Origin of the sequence: Mesorhizobium sp. M0152 (assembly GCF_040322415.1) — a bacterium.
GTDB lineage: Bacteria > Pseudomonadota > Alphaproteobacteria > Rhizobiales > Rhizobiaceae > Mesorhizobium.
In genome coordinates, this window is the sequence record NZ_JAMYTH010000022.1 from 38,122 (window position 1) to 52,595 (window position 14,474).

Annotated in this window: 14 protein-coding genes; 12 read left to right on the plus strand and 2 right to left on the minus strand. The window is 63.3% G+C overall.

Features of this window, described 5'->3' with window-relative positions; all coding sequences use genetic code 11:
* Positions 1 to 36: 36 nt before the first annotated feature.
* Positions 37 to 1,668 carry a pilus assembly protein TadG-related protein gene (locus NKJ26_RS21195; protein ID WP_352696893.1) on the minus strand — a complete coding sequence of 544 codons (1,632 nt, stop codon included), beginning with the start codon at positions 1,666 to 1,668 and terminating at the stop codon, positions 37 to 39.
* Between the two features lie 466 nt (positions 1,669 to 2,134).
* Between NKJ26_RS21195 and rpsF the strand changes: the two genes are divergently transcribed.
* From rpsF to NKJ26_RS21255, 12 genes are all read left to right on the plus strand, one after another.
* The gene (rpsF, locus tag NKJ26_RS21200) at positions 2,135 to 2,635 is read left to right on the plus strand and encodes a 30S ribosomal protein S6 (protein WP_027026331.1); all 501 of its coding nucleotides are present in this window, start codon (positions 2,135 to 2,137) and stop codon (positions 2,633 to 2,635) included.
* Entirely contained in the window at positions 2,635 to 2,883 is a 249-nt protein-coding gene (gene rpsR, locus NKJ26_RS21205) for a 30S ribosomal protein S18 (RefSeq protein ID WP_006203718.1), read from the plus strand. Before rpsF ends, rpsR begins: the two co-directional genes overlap by 1 nt.
* Before the next feature lie 221 nt (positions 2,884 to 3,104).
* Positions 3,105 to 3,689, plus strand: coding sequence for a 50S ribosomal protein L9 (gene rplI, locus NKJ26_RS21210; RefSeq protein WP_352598638.1), 585 nt, complete (start codon positions 3,105 to 3,107; stop codon positions 3,687 to 3,689).
* Between the two features lie 162 nt (positions 3,690 to 3,851).
* Positions 3,852 to 5,144 carry a cyclopropane fatty acid synthase gene (locus NKJ26_RS21215; protein WP_352598639.1) on the plus strand — a complete coding sequence of 431 codons (1,293 nt, stop codon included), beginning with the start codon at positions 3,852 to 3,854 and terminating at the stop codon, positions 5,142 to 5,144.
* Between the two features lie 85 nt (positions 5,145 to 5,229).
* Positions 5,230 to 5,553 (plus strand): YnfA family protein, encoded by a 324-nt coding sequence (locus tag NKJ26_RS21220; RefSeq protein ID WP_352696896.1) that lies wholly within the window; start codon positions 5,230 to 5,232, stop codon positions 5,551 to 5,553.
* 2 nt (positions 5,554 to 5,555) lie between these two features.
* The gene (locus tag NKJ26_RS21225; protein ID WP_352696898.1) at positions 5,556 to 6,518 is read left to right on the plus strand and encodes a small ribosomal subunit Rsm22 family protein; all 963 of its coding nucleotides are present in this window, start codon (positions 5,556 to 5,558) and stop codon (positions 6,516 to 6,518) included.
* Positions 6,519 to 6,747: 229 nt separating this feature from the next.
* Entirely contained in the window at positions 6,748 to 8,238 is a 1,491-nt protein-coding gene (locus NKJ26_RS21230) for a replicative DNA helicase (RefSeq protein WP_027026336.1), read from the plus strand.
* Between the two features lie 248 nt (positions 8,239 to 8,486).
* A complete protein-coding gene (radA, locus tag NKJ26_RS21235) occupies positions 8,487 to 9,905 on the plus strand; it encodes a DNA repair protein RadA (RefSeq protein ID WP_027026337.1) in 1,419 nt (472 codons plus the stop codon).
* A 47-nt stretch (positions 9,906 to 9,952) separates the two neighbouring features.
* Positions 9,953 to 10,624 carry a CvpA family protein gene (locus NKJ26_RS21240; protein ID WP_352696900.1) on the plus strand — a complete coding sequence of 224 codons (672 nt, stop codon included), beginning with the start codon at positions 9,953 to 9,955 and terminating at the stop codon, positions 10,622 to 10,624.
* 105 nt (positions 10,625 to 10,729) lie between these two features.
* Positions 10,730 to 12,199, plus strand: coding sequence for an amidophosphoribosyltransferase (purF, locus tag NKJ26_RS21245; protein WP_352598644.1), 1,470 nt, complete (start codon positions 10,730 to 10,732; stop codon positions 12,197 to 12,199).
* 67 nt (positions 12,200 to 12,266) lie between these two features.
* The gene (locus tag NKJ26_RS21250) at positions 12,267 to 13,034 is read left to right on the plus strand and encodes an SDR family NAD(P)-dependent oxidoreductase (RefSeq protein ID WP_352696902.1); all 768 of its coding nucleotides are present in this window, start codon (positions 12,267 to 12,269) and stop codon (positions 13,032 to 13,034) included.
* Between the two features lie 172 nt (positions 13,035 to 13,206).
* Entirely contained in the window at positions 13,207 to 13,425 is a 219-nt protein-coding gene (locus NKJ26_RS21255; RefSeq protein ID WP_015318519.1) for a hypothetical protein, read from the plus strand.
* Between the two features lie 39 nt (positions 13,426 to 13,464).
* Here NKJ26_RS21255 and NKJ26_RS21260 read toward each other — a convergent pair whose 3' ends face one another.
* Complete coding sequence (locus NKJ26_RS21260; protein WP_352696990.1) at positions 13,465 to 13,971, minus strand: OsmC family protein; 507 nt, start codon at positions 13,969 to 13,971, stop codon at positions 13,465 to 13,467.
* Positions 13,972 to 14,474 lie beyond the last annotated feature (503 nt).

A 14,474-nucleotide genomic window follows, 5' to 3' on the forward strand; every position in this document is an offset into this window, starting at 1 on the left:
CCATCGAGGACTGCCGCCGCACCTCCCGGGTCGATTTCAATTCGTCAGCTGGAGTTTCGAGAACTTGTTGGCGATCTCCAGGAACACATTTGGCAGCTTGTTCGGATCGTTGACGGCATAATAGCCGCTCGGATCCGAGGCGCATGCGCTGTAAAGTGCGCGGTTGGCCGCGGTGTCGGATTGCAGCACCATGGTGTAGATCTGCACGCCCTCGTTCTTCAATTGCGTACAAACGCCTTTGGTCCAGCCGTCGACATTGCGCGCCGCGGTGGTCTGGTTGTCCGATCCGAAACGGCCACCCGCCAGATAACCATAGGATGTGTAATCCGACTTCGTCGCCGGCTGTTCGCTGGCGCCATAGACGACGTTCTCTCCGTCGGTGAGCAACAGCACGATCTTGCTCACGCCGGGCGTCTTCCACGGCGCTCCACCGGTGTAGGGTGGGCTGGGCGACAGCACCCGCATGCCCCACGACAGGCCTTCGGAGACATTGGTACCCGAACCGTTCCACTCGGTCATTGCGCTTGCCGCCTTGCGCAGCTTGTCGAAATCGTCGGTGAGGGGGACGACGGGCGTGGGGCACGCGCGGTTCGGGCCGACAGTGATGGTGGAGCCCGTCTCGGTGATGATCTCCTTGGCTGGCGCAACATATTTGGCGACCTTTTCCTTGTCGGGATCGCCGGTAGTCCCGCTGAGATCGATTCCGAGAATGTTGGCGTCCTGCTTATAGAGCTTGGTCTTGTCGCTGACGTCATCGAGATAGGAATTGTTGTAGTATTTGGCGGAATTGCCGTAGGAACTCGACGGCGCCTGGGCAATTTCCGGATCATCCGGTGCGAAATACGGAACGAACAGCGTGTCGGGCTTGGCCGAGTCGGGCGCGGCGTCGGAGATGTTGTAGGCGCCCGGCCGCGCCTCGACGCAGCCTTTCCATCCGGTGCCGTTCCATCCAGCCCCGGTCCATCCGGTCTTCTTGAGCTGCTTGAACAGCGCCATGTGATTGGGACGTGTGCCCTTGATGACCGGGAAATTGACGCCGTTGGTGGAAGACTTGCCGTCCATGTCGATCCAGGATGGGTCGAACTCGTCGCCGTTGACGTTGACGGCCGTGACGAATGGAACCAGCGAGGCCCGGACATCGCGTGTCGGCGATTTTGCCGCTTCGAGGGTGTCGAGCAACGATTTCGTCGCCGTCCTCAATGCGTTCATGCGGGCGCCGGCCATCGAGCCGGTATTGTCCAGCACCAGCACCACTTCGAGCTGATTGTTCGATTCCGTGGCGGCGGCATCGACCTGGATGTGCTTGCTGTTGCCGAACAGGAAGGCGAAGTTCAGGTTGACGTCCGCCGAGGCGACCGCCTTCGTCGTGACGAAGTTGACCCCCCTGTCGACGGTCAGCGTGGCCTGGGCGTTGGCGAGTTCGCCATGCTCGGCGATGTTGGCTTGGAAATAGCGGCCGAAAGCGTCGGTGCGCGTGATCTCGAGATCGCCAAGATGCGAGGAGGCGAGATTCGCCGCATCCAGCGCATTCTGCAGATTGCTCTTGGCCCGCATGAGGGTGGAGACATCGGTTGCGAAGGCGACAGCCGTCAAGATGGCCGGCAGGCCCATTGCCAGCACAAGTGCAAAATTGCCGCTCGTCGAGCGCCAGAACTTATTGAGAAGCATCCTTACCCCCGGAAATGCTTGGCTTCCCGTTCCGACCACGGGACGTCGCCTTTTGCGCCTGTCATGATGAATCACCGGTTGATGCCACGCCTCAACCCTGTACAACCTGACATGGTGGTTAAGGCTTGGTTTCGCAAAATCTTGCCGTTGCAGCTATCCGATTGGCCGACCGTGCGACATCAGCAACACCGCTTGCCCTGTCGCTTGCCCTTGTCTTCCCCGCGGATTGCTATATAGACGCCCTCAATCTGCCGGTCCCAGCTGGGGGCTGAACGGAGGGCCGGAGGTTTTTTCGAAAACCTTCGTGTGAAGCCAGAAGCGCTTCCGCCTCCCGTGTCTCCGCTCTCGACCGTCTCGTCATGCTCCTTTCTTCCCCCTGCCCTTCTAGGGTTTGCGGGTCAGAGAAGTTGCAGAGGCTTTTGCCGCCGGGAACCGGGAGAGAAACGAAGAAAGGCGAAAAGACATAATGGCTCTTTACGAACATGTGTTTCTTGCCCGGCAGGACCTCTCGCAGCAGCAGGTCGATGCGCTTGTCGAACAGTACAAGGGTGTCATCTCCGCTAATGGCGGGTCGGTCGGACGGGTCGAGAACTGGGGACTGAAGTCCCTCACCTACCGGGTCAACAAGAACCGGAAGGCCTACTACACGCTGATGGACCTTAACTGCCCGCCGGCAGCGCTCAACGAGATGGAGCGCCAGATGGGCCTGTCCGAAGACGTGCTGCGTTTCCTGACCATCAAGGTCGAGGCGCATGAAGAAGGCCCCTCCGCCATGATGCAGAAGCGCGAAGAGCGCTCGGAACGCGGCGGCTTCGGCGACCGTGACCGTGGCGACCGTGGTCCGCGCTCGTTCGGCGACCGTGATCGCGGCGACCGCGGCGATCGTCCGCCGCGCAGCTTCGGCGACGCCGGTGGCGATCGTGGTCCGCGCCGTCCGCGCGAAGGCTTTGAAGGGGGGGCAGAATAATGGTCGACATCAACCAGATCCCGACCCGGCGCCCGTTCCATCGCCGCCGCAAGACCTGCCCGTTCTCCGGCGCCAACGCGCCCAAGATCGACTACAAGGACGTGCGTCTCCTGCAGCGCTACATTTCCGAGCGCGGCAAGATCGTGCCGTCGCGCATCACCGCCGTCAGCCAGAAGAAGCAGCGTGAACTCGCCAAGGCGATCAAGCGCGCCCGCTTCCTCGGTTTGCTGCCCTACGTGGTCCGCTAATTCCTACCCAAGCGGGCGGTTTTGCCGCCTGCTTTTCTACCGATCGCGACGGGCGCGATCGGTTCGAACCAAAATCCCGAGTTGGATTTCAAAAGAGATCCTAACTGCCTGGACAGGCAGGACAGCGATACCGGCGCCAAGGCGCCCGAGCTTCCTGACCTGTTCCGTGAGAATTGGCGCCGATCTTGATGATTGGTGCCCAACCTGAAAGGAACAAAACCATGGAAGTCATTCTTCTCGAACGCGTTTCCCGCCTCGGCCAGATGGGCGAGACCGTCAAGGTCAAGGACGGCTTTGCCCGCAATTTCCTGCTGCCGCAGGGCAAGGCGCTGCGCGCCAACGAGGCCAACAAGAAGAAGTTCGAAGGCCAGCGCGCCCAGCTCGAAGCCCGTAACCTCGAGCGAAAGTCGGAAGCCAGCCAGGTCGCCGAACAGCTCGACGGCAAGAGCTTCGTCGCCGTTCGCTCGGCCGGCGAAACCGGCCAGCTCTACGGTTCGGTGTCGACGCGCGACATCGCCGATCTGCTGACGGCGGAAGGTTTTTCGATCAACCGCAACCAGATCCTGCTCAACCAGCCGATCAAGACCATCGGCGTCACCAACGTGGCGATCGCGCTTCATCCGGAAGTCGAAGTCACGATCACGCTCAACATCGCCCGCACGGCGGACGAAGCCGAGCGCCAGGCCAAGGGCGAGACGCTGACCACCGCCGAAGCCATCTATGGCGAAGACATCAACGACAACGCCCGGCCGGAAAACTTCTTCGACCCGAACAGCGAGTTCGAAGGCGGCGAAGACAACGCCTGATCGCATGCGATCCTAGCGCCGGACCGGGCGCTCGGGTCATCTTGCCAGTGCCAGTTTGTTCTGGACTAATGCCCGGGCCTCTCGCCCGGGCATTTTTGTGCCAAAAGGAACTTTTCGAAACCCTATATATTGATGCAGAGTACCGAGAGGGGACATTAGGTCATGAATATTCTGTTGAAGCGCGTTCTCGATCGCCTGGTGCGCACCGGCAATCTCAAGGTAACCGGCCCCAAGGGCGCGTCGGTGATTTTCGGTGACGGCAGCGGCGAGCCGGTGCACATGCACATCAAGACCGCGCATGCCGAGCGCGCCATCACCTTCGATCCCATGCTGGCGGTTCCGGAAGCCTACATGGACGGCGAACTCGACATTCTCGAAGGCGGGGTGCTGGGCGTGATGCGCATCGCCTTCCAGAACATGGGCAGCGGCGGCATCGACGCCACCTGGTCGAAGGCCATCGAAGGCCTGCGCCACGCTTTCCGCCGCCTGCAGCAAATCAACACCGCTTCGCGCTCGCGCCGCAACGTGCAGCGCCACTACGATCTTTCGGGCGAGCTCTATCGGCTCTTCCTCGACGAGGACATGCAGTATTCCTGTGCGTATTTCGAGCAGCCGGACATGACGCTCGACGAGGCGCAGGCCGCCAAGAAGCGCCACATCGCCGCCAAGCTCAGGCTGAAGGCGGGGCAGACGGTGCTCGACATCGGCTCCGGCTGGGGCGGGCTCGGCCTCTATCTCGCCAAGGCCTTCGACGTCGACGTGCAAGGTGTGACGCTGTCGACCGAACAGCATGGCGTGGCCACCGACCGGGCGCACGCGCAGGGCCTGGAAAGCCACGTCCATTTCGAGCTGAAGGATTACCGCGAACTCAACGAACGTTTCGACCGCATCGTTTCGGTCGGCATGTTCGAGCATGTCGGCGTCAACCACTTCCGCACCTTCTTCGAAAAGAGCGCGACATTGCTCAAGCCGGACGGCGTCATGCTTCTGCACACGATCGGCCGCTCGGGGGTGCCGTGGGCGACCAGCGCCTTCATCCGCAAATACATCTTCCCGGGCGGCTACATCCCGGCAATGTCGGAAGTGCTGCCGGCGATCGAGAAGTCCGGCCTGGTGGTCACCGACATCGAGATCCTGCGGCTCCACTATGCCGACACGCTGAAGCACTGGGGCCAGCGCTTCGCGGCAAACCGCGACAAGGCCAAGGCGATCTACGACGAACGCTTCTGCCGCATGTGGGAATTCTACCTGGCCGCATCGGAAGCAGCTTTCCGCTGGCAGGACCTGGTCATCTTCCAGATCCAGCTCGCCAAGAAGAACGACACGCTGCCGACGACGCGCGACTATATGGCCAAATGCGAAAAGGCGCTGGACATGCGCGACATGGGACGCCGCGAACCGGCGCCCGTCGAAAAGCCGGCCAAGCCCGCCCGGCGCCGCAAGGTGGCGGAGTAGCAACAGCACGCTTTCGCCATTGGTGCTTGCCATCGCAGGCCCGTGCCCCGACAAAGGCCTCGTGACCGTCACGAGGCCTTTTTCCATGACCTATCTCCTCTATGCCGCCGCCGCACTGGCCGAGATCGCCGGCTGCTTTTCGGTATGGGCCTGGTGGCGGCTGGAGAAATCGTCGCTATGGCTGGCGCCGGGCTTCGTCTCGCTGCTTCTGTTCGCCTGGCTTCTGGCGCTGGTCGACACCAATGCCGCCGGCCGCGCCTATGCCGCCTATGGCGGCATCTACATTGCGGCCTCGCTTGGCTGGCTGTGGCTGATGGAAGGCGTGCGGCCCGACCGCTGGGATCTTGGCGGCGCGGCGCTGTGCCTGGCCGGTGCCTCGGTCATCCTGCTCGCACCGCGAGGGGTATAACCGTGGAACTGCCCATCCCGCTTCGACAGGCTGTCGACCGCATCCTCGAAAAAGTGCCGTTGCCGGAGCTGAAACAGGCGGCGAAAACGCTCTCCGACCGCTACCGCGCCGAGCTGCGCGACGGCCGCTTTCACATGGCGCAGGAAATGGCGGTCAAAGCCTACCTGGCCACCCGGCTGCCGGCGACTTATGCAGCGGTCCGCGCCAGCCTCGATGCACTGAACGAGGCCCGGCCGGAATTCGCGCCGAAAACCCTGCTCGATGTCGGCGCCGGCCCGGGCACGGTGCTTTGGGCCACGAGCGATCTCTGGCCCGAGCTCGAACAGGCAACATTGCTGGAAGCGAGTGCTGCGGTGCGCAAGGTGGGCGAGACGCTCGCCGCCGATGCAATCGCGGCGCGGACCGTCTGGCAGGCCGGCGACGTCACCATCGATCTTGCCGACCTGCGGCCGGCAGACCTCGTCACCTGCGCCTATGTGCTCGATGAGATCGCGCCGGCATCTTTGCCCAAAATGGTCGACCGGCTGTGGCAGCTCACGACAGACACGCTGCTGATCGTGGAGCCGGGCACGCCGGCGGGCTGGCAGCGTGTCCTCGCGGTTCGCCGGCAACTGATCGAAGCGGGCGCGCATGTGCTGGCACCTTGCCCGCACGAAGCCCCCTGCCCGCTCATCGCGCCCGACTGGTGCCATTTTTCGCGGCGCGTCGCCCGCTCGCGCCTGCACCGGCTGTCCAAGGACGCCGAAGTGCCGTGGGAAGACGAGAAGTTCATCTATGTCGCCGCCTCGCGGCAACCAGCCGCTTCCCGTCAGGCGCGGGTTCTCGCACCACCGAAATCCGGCTCCGGCAAGGTTTTGCTCAAGCTGTGCGAGCCGGACGGCCGCGCCGACGAAAAACTCTTCACCAAACGCGACGGCGAACTGTTCAAGGTGGCGCGGCGGCGAGACTGGGGCGATTCCGTTTAGAGCCAAATCTTGGCATTTGACTTTGTTCTCTTTTTGTTCTAAATCATCGAGAATCATGACCTTGCCAAGTCAACCGGAATCGGAGCACGGGAATTATGTCCTGTGGACGGTGTAGCCCTCCTGTGAACAGTGGGCATCAAAGTTGGTTGGGTAGTAACTGTTGCAGATAAGTCAGCACTGAATTTTCCCATTCTGATATCGAGAAGCCGGGATCGAAATTGGGGACATCATGGCTGAGGCAGCGCGAAAATTCGGCGTCGCGGAGCAACCGCTCTATCGCGAGGCACCAAACAACATCGAGGCGGAGCAGGCACTGCTCGGCGCCATCCTTGTCAACAACGATGCCTTCTACCGTGTCTCGGACTTCCTCAAGCCGGGTCATTTTTACGAGCCGCTGCACAGAAAAATCTTCGAGGTGGCGGCCGAGCTCATCCGCATGGGCAAGGTCGCGACGCCGATCACCTTGAAGACCTTCCTGCCCGCCGACGGAAAGGTCGGCGACATGACCGTGGCGCAATATGTCGTGCGGCTGGCCGTGGAAGCCGTCACCGTCGTCAACGCCACCGACTACGGCCGCGCCATCTACGATCTGGCCACACGCCGGGCGTTGATCACCGTCGGCGAGGACATGGTCAATATCGCCTATGACGCGCCGGTCGACATGTCGCCTTCCGAGCAGATCGAGGACGCCGAACGCCGCCTTTTCGAACTGGCCGAGACCGGGCGCTATGATGGCGGCTTCGAGAGCTTCACCGACGCGGTCAAGACCGCGGTGGACATGGCGAACGCCGCCTATATGCGTGACGGCCATCTGTCGGGTCTCGCTACCGGCATGCGCGATCTCGACCGCCGCATGGGCGGCCTGCAGTCGTCCGATCTGATCATCATCGCCGGCCGTCCAGGCATGGGCAAGACATCGCTCGCCACCAACATCGCCTTCAACATTGCCGAGATGTACGAGCCGGCCCAGCAAGCCGATGGCTCGTTCAAGGCCGCCAATGGCGGTGTCGTCGGCTTCTTCTCGCTCGAAATGTCGTCCGAACAGCTCGCTACCCGCATCATTTCCGAACAGACCGAAATCTCGTCTTCGAAGATCCGCCGCGGCGAAATCACCGAAATGGACTTCGAAAAGCTTGTCGCCTGTTCGCAGACCATGCAGAAGATCCCGCTGTTCATCGACCAGACCGGCGGTATCTCGATCGCCCAGCTCTCGGCCCGCGCCCGTCGCCTGAAGCGCCAGCGCGGCCTCGACCTGATCGTCATCGACTATATCCAGCTGATGCAGGGTTCGAGCGCCAAGTCTTCGCAGAACCGCGTACAGGAAATCACCGAGATCACCACCGGCCTCAAGGCACTGGCCAAGGAACTCGCCGTGCCGATCATCGCGCTGTCGCAGCTGTCGCGCCAGGTCGAAAGCCGCGAGGACAAGCGCCCGCAGCTCTCCGACCTGCGTGAATCCGGGTCGATCGAGCAGGACGCCGACGTCGTGATGTTCGTCTACCGCGAGGAATATTACCTCAAGAACCGGGAGCCGAAGCTTGGCACGGAAGAATACGTCAAGTGGGAAAACGAGATGAACGAGATGCGCGGCAAGGCCGAGGTGATCGTCGCCAAGCAGCGCCACGGCCCGACAGGCTCGGTCACGCTCGCCTTCCACGGCGAATTCACCCGCTTCTCCGATCTCGCGGAGGAACACCACATCGCGGAGAGGTTTGAGTAGCCGCTTGTCCGACTTTCCAGCAAAGATGCCGGACAACGCTTTACGGCGCCCCCCTCTGTCCTGCCGGACATCTCCCCCACGAGGGGGGAGATCGGACTGCGCGTCGGATTTCGCCAATTTTCAGCATTGCAAAAAAGAGCATCGGCGTGGGCGACGGCCAATCTCTCCCCTCGTGGGGGAGATGTCCGGCAGGACAGAGGGGGGCGCGAAGGATCGCGGCGCCCGCCAGCGGGCGAGAAGGTAACAGCGTGGCTAAATCGCGCGTCCAGTTCATCTGCCAGAACTGCGGATCGGTGCATCAGCGCTGGGCCGGCAAATGCGATGGCTGCGGCGAGTGGAACACGCTGGTCGAGGAAGGCACTTCCGGCGGCATCGGTTCCGGCCCGGCCAACACGCGCAACGCCCGCAAGGGCCGCGCGGTGGTGCTGACCACGCTTTCCGGAGACATCGAGGATGCACCGCGCATCGTCTCGGGCATCGGTGAACTCGACCGCGCCACCGGCGGCGGTTTCGTGCGCGGCTCGGCGCTTTTGGTCGGCGGCGATCCCGGCATCGGCAAGTCGACGCTGCTCACCCAGGCGGCGGCCGCCCTTGCCTCCAGGGGCCACCGCATCGTCTATGTCTCGGGCGAAGAGGCCGTCGCGCAGATCAGGCTGCGCGCCCAGCGGCTCGGCGTCGCCTCGTCGCCAGTGGAACTGGCGGCCGAGACCAATGTCGAGGACATCCTGGCGACCATAGCCGACGGCAAGCGCCCGGATCTGGTCATCCTCGATTCCATCCAGACGCTGTGGACCGATCTCGCCGATTCGGCCCCGGGCACGGTCACCCAGGTTCGCGCCGCCGCCCAGGCGATGATCCGCTATGCGAAATCCACAGGGGCGGCGATCGTTCTCGTCGGCCACGTCACGAAGGAAGGCCAGATCGCCGGCCCGCGCGTCGTCGAGCACATGGTCGACGCCGTGCTCTATTTCGAGGGCGAAGGCGGCCATCATTACCGCATCTTGCGCACGGTGAAGAACCGCTTCGGGCCGACGGACGAGATCGGCGTCTTCGAAATGTCGGACAAGGGCTTGCGTGAGGTCGCCAATCCGTCCGAGCTTTTCCTTGGCGAACGCCATGCGAAATCACCGGGTGCCGCGGTTTTCGCCGGCATGGAGGGGACAAGGCCAGTGCTGGTCGAGATCCAGGCACTGGTCGCGCAATCCTCGCTCGGCACGCCGCGCCGGGCCGTGGTCGGCTGGGACGGTGCCCGGCTGTCGATGATCCTGGCGGTGCTGGAGGCGCATTGCGGCGTTCGCTTCGGCCAGCATGACGTCTATCTCAATGTCGCCGGCGGCTATCGCATCAGCGAGCCCGCGGCCGATCTCGCGGTTGCCGCCGCACTGGTTTCCTCGCTCACCGGTCTTGCCCTTCCCGCCGATTGCGTCTATTTCGGCGAAATCAGCCTTTCGGGCGCGGTGAGGCCGGTTGCGCATGCGCAGCAGCGCCTCAAGGAAGCCGAAAAGCTGGGTTTCGGAAGTGCGGTTCTGCCCTCGGGCAGTGGAGACCTTGCTGGTGGCAATGGAGCCGGGGGGATAGGGGCCGGCGCTTTCCAGCCCAGCGAGCTTGCCGACCTCGTGGCGCGTATAGCCGGATCGCGGCGCAGCCGCGCCAACGATGAAGAGTGACGCGGCCCGCCGGGTCGTGAAAGAGAAATCGGAGTGGGGCGAAAGACATGCCGATTACGCTGCTTGACGGAATCCTCGTCGGCTTCACCCTGGTCTCGGCGATGCTCGCCATGGTTCGCGGTTTTTCGCGGGAGGTTCTCTCGGTCGTGTCCTGGGCCGCGGCAGCGGCGGCGGCCTTTTTCTTCTACAAGCCGGTCCTGCCTTATCTCGCGCCGTATATCGACAATGAGAAGATCGCCATGGCGGCCTCGGCCGGCGTCGTCTTCATCGTCGCGCTGATCGTCGTCTCGGTCATCACCATGAAGCTCGCCGACTGGATCATCGATTCCAGGATCGGCGCACTCGACCGCACGCTCGGTTTCCTTTACGGCGCGGCGCGCGGCATCCTGGTCGTCGCGGTCGCACTGCTGTTCTTCAACTGGCTGGCCGGCGCCAAGGCCCCAGCCTGGGTCACGGAAGCCAAGTCGCGGCCGCTGCTGGAACAGATCGGCGCCAAGCTCGAAAGCCTGCTGCCGGAGGATCCGGAAAACGCCATCCTCAAGAAGCTCAATCCGAATCAGCCGGCCACCGAGACGCCCTTGGCGCCGGGCGCACCGGCTACGGATGCCCCTGCCGGCGGCGACGACGCCAATGCGCCGGCGCCAGACGACAACGACACCGAGACACCGCCCGCGGACAACGCGCCGGCCACTCCGGCGCCGGCAGCCCCGGCGAATTGACGCCGGAATCGGACGCCGGAAAACGCCGGTGGTGTGAACGGCTGCGCGGAACGCGTTGCTTTCGGTGCGAACCGGCCTTATATGGCGATTTTAGCGGAGCTTAAGATGGCAGACGCAGACGACGTGCTTTCCGCCGAGGCTGACGATCACTTCCACGACGAATGCGGTGTGTTCGGTATTTTCGGCCGGCAGGACGCGGCAGCCATCGTCACGCTGGGCCTGCACGCGCTGCAGCATCGCGGCCAGGAAGCGGCAGGCATCGTTTCCTATGACGGCACCCAGTTCCATGTCGAACGCCATGTCGGCCTGATCGGCGACACTTTCACCAAGCAGCGCGTCATCGACAGCCTGCAAGGCAATCGCGCCATCGGCCATACCCGCTACGCCACGACCGGCGGCGCCGGTATGCGCAACATACAGCCCTTCTTCGCCGAACTGGCGGACGGCGGCTTTGCGGTTGCCCACAACGGCAATCTCACCAACGCCATGACCGTACAGCGCGCGCTGCAGAAGCAAGGCGCGATCTTCTCGTCCACCTCCGATACCGAGACGCTCCTGCACCTCGTCGCGACCAGCAAGGAGCGCGATCTGAACTCGCGCTTCATCGACGCGGTGCGGCAGGTCGAGGGCGCCTTCTCGCTGGTGGCGATGACGGCCAAGAAGATGATCGGCTGCCGCGATCCGCTCGGCATCCGCCCACTGGTGCTCGGCGATCTCGACGGCGCCTGGATCCTTGCTTCAGAGACCTGCGCGCTCGACATTATCGGCGCGCGCTTCGTGCGCGACCTGAAGCCCGGCGAGATGGTCGTCGTCACCTCGAAGGGCATTGAAAGCCTATTCCCGTTCGAGCCGCAGAAGACCCGCTTCTGCATCTTCGAATATGTCTATTTCGCACGCCCGGACTCTTCGGTCGAAGGCCGCAACGTCTATGAGGTGCGCAAGCGCATCGGTGCGGAGCTGGCGCAGGAAAACCCGGTCGATGCCGACATCGTCGTGCCGGTGCCGGATTCCGGCACGCCGGCGGCGATCGGCTTCTCGCAAGCCGCCGGCATTCCCTTCGAGCTCGGCATCATCCGCAATCACTATGTCGGCCGCACCTTCATCCAGCCGGGCGATTCGATCCGCCACATGGGCGTCAAGCTGAAGCACAATGCCAACCGCCGCATGATCGAGGGCAAGCGCGTGGTGCTGGTCGACGACAGCATCGTGCGCGGCACCACCAGCCAGAAAATCGTGCAGATGGTGCGCGACGCCGGCGCCAAGGAAGTGCACATGCGCATCGCCTCGCCGCCGACACGCGCCTCCTGCTTCTACGGCGTCGACACGCCGGAAAAGTCGAAGCTGCTGGCGTCGCGCATGTCGGTGGAAGAGATGGCCGAGTTCATTCGTGTCGATTCGCTCGGGTTCCTGACCATCGACGGGCTTTACCGCGCCGTCGGCGAGGCCAGCCGCGACAACGATCAGCCGCAATTCTGCGACGCCTGCTTCACCGGCCAGTATCCGACCCGCCTGCTCGACTTCGAAGGCCACGACAATGTGCGCACGCTGTCGCTGCTGGCGACGAGCGGGGCTTAGGATTGCTGGACCAATATTTGCCTTCGCCAGAGGGGGTGTTTTCGCGCGCACTCATGGAAGCTATCGCATGATCCCCGCCCCTCCCCTCGACCTTACCGGCCGCGTCGCGGTCGTCACCGGCGCCTCGCGCGGTATCGGCTATTTCATCGCCAGGGAACTGGCCGCCGCCGGCGCGCATGTCATCGCCGTCGCCCGTACCGTCGGCGGGCTGGAGGAACTCGACGACCAGATCAAGGCCGAACACGCCAAAACCGGCAAGGGCGAAGCAACGCTGGTGCCGCTCGATCTCGCCGACATGCCCGGCATCGACCGGTTGGGTGGCGCCATCCATGAGCGCTGGGGCAAGCTCGACATTCTCGTCGCCAATGCCGGCGTGCTCGGCGTCATCTCGCCGATCGGCCATGTCGAAGCGAAAACCTTCGAGAAGGTGATGACCATCAACGTCACCTCGACCTGGCGGATGATCCGCTCGGTCGACCCGCTGCTCCGGCTTTCGGATGCGGGCCGGGCCATCATCCTGTCCTCCAACGCGGCGCATTCGGCGCGCGCCTTCTGGGCACCTTACGCTGCGTCGAAGGCGGCGGTCGAAACCATGATGCGGTCCTGGGCGCATGAGACGCAAAATCTGCCGCTGCGCGTCAACGCGGCCGATCCGGGCGCTACCCGCACGGCCATGCGGGCGCAAGCCGTTCCCGGCGAGGATGCGGCAACGCTGCCGCACCCGTCGGAAGTCGCCAAGCGCATCTTGCCTCTGGCCAGCCCCGACCTGAAAGAGACAGGGCTGATCTTCCAGGCCAAGCACAATCGCTTCGTCGCCTACCGCCAGCCCGAATAGCTGCATGCTTTCGCCGAACTGAGTGGCCCGGATAAACAGCCCTATCATCACGCGGCCGTGATCAAAGGCGAAAGGCTGCGCCGCGGTCATGCTTTCGTCATTTCCGCGGAGTTGGTAGGATCGTACCGACTCCCGCAACAAGCGCCCGTCCGGGCAGAATAGGGAAATACTCATGGCTACGACCGCAGCGTTGGTCTGGTATCTGGTAATCGCCGGCCCGCAAGGCGGCATGGTCGTGCTGCCCAGCACCTTCGACAAGCGCGAACAATGCACCGCCGCCATCACCGAATATCAGAAGCAGCCGACGCCGGCCGGCTGGTCGGTGCAATGCGTGCCGAGCGCCTCGCCCTTTACCGACGAGGGCGACGCCGAAGAGCCGGCGGCGCAGTAACGAGCGTGATCTCCCCCTCAAGGGAGGAGATTGGCCACGTCAGCGCCGCGCTGAAACCGTCAGCTCCGGCTTGCTGTTGATGGTCTGGAACACCACGCAATAGCGCTCGGTCAGCTTCAGCAGCGAGTCTATGCGCTCCTGCGGCTCATCCGTGTCGAGATCGAAGTTGAGCCGAATGGCGCGAAAGCCGACCGGCGCATCCTTGGCGACGCCGAGCGTGCCGCGAAAATCGAGGTCGCCCTCGGCTTCCACCGTGGCGGCGCCGAGCTTGAATTCGAGTGCCGTCGCCACGGCCTTCAGAGTCACGCCGGCACAAGCCACCAATGCCTCAAGCAGCATGTCGCCCGAGCAGAGTTCGAGCCCTGAACCGCCGGTGGCCGGATGCAGGCCGGCAATCGCCAGCGCCCTGCCCGTCTCCACCTTGCAGGCCACCGACCGGTCGTCGATCGAGCCTTTGGCCTTGAGCGTGATCAGCGCGCGCGAAGCGTCGTCGCGATAGGCCTGCTTCAGCGGCGCCTGCATCGCCTTCAGTTCGGTCGCATCCATTTCGCTGCCCCTTTCGTCGACTGTCTCTGTTCGCATGTGCCACTCGCCAAGAGTGGCCCGATCATACGGGAAAGCAAACGATATTCATTCCCGCCAAGATACAGGCCAGCCGCTGCTGGCTGGCCGATGTCCCAAATGGGACATTGACGGACGGGTTCCCAAAACCGTCTGATCCGCAAATGCCATCGTTCCATTCCCGGTGACTTCGCAATGCCACGCACCCTTCCGACGAAGCCGAAACAGGATGGGTTTCGAGCACCTGGCGAATTCGAGCCGAAATCGGGCTGTTGGCTGACCTGGCCGGAGCGTTCCGACATGTGGCGTTAACGAGGGCTGGCGACGGCCAGCCGGGTTGTGCCTGTATCTCCCGCGATAGGAATTTTTTCTTGACAGGTGAGTGCAGCTATGGTAGATATTTGGTTATGGTGCTGAGTTGCGCCAGGGATGCGCCGCACAGGCGGGTTTTTTCGTTCAACGTTCCATCAACAGCGCGCCGGCGAAGG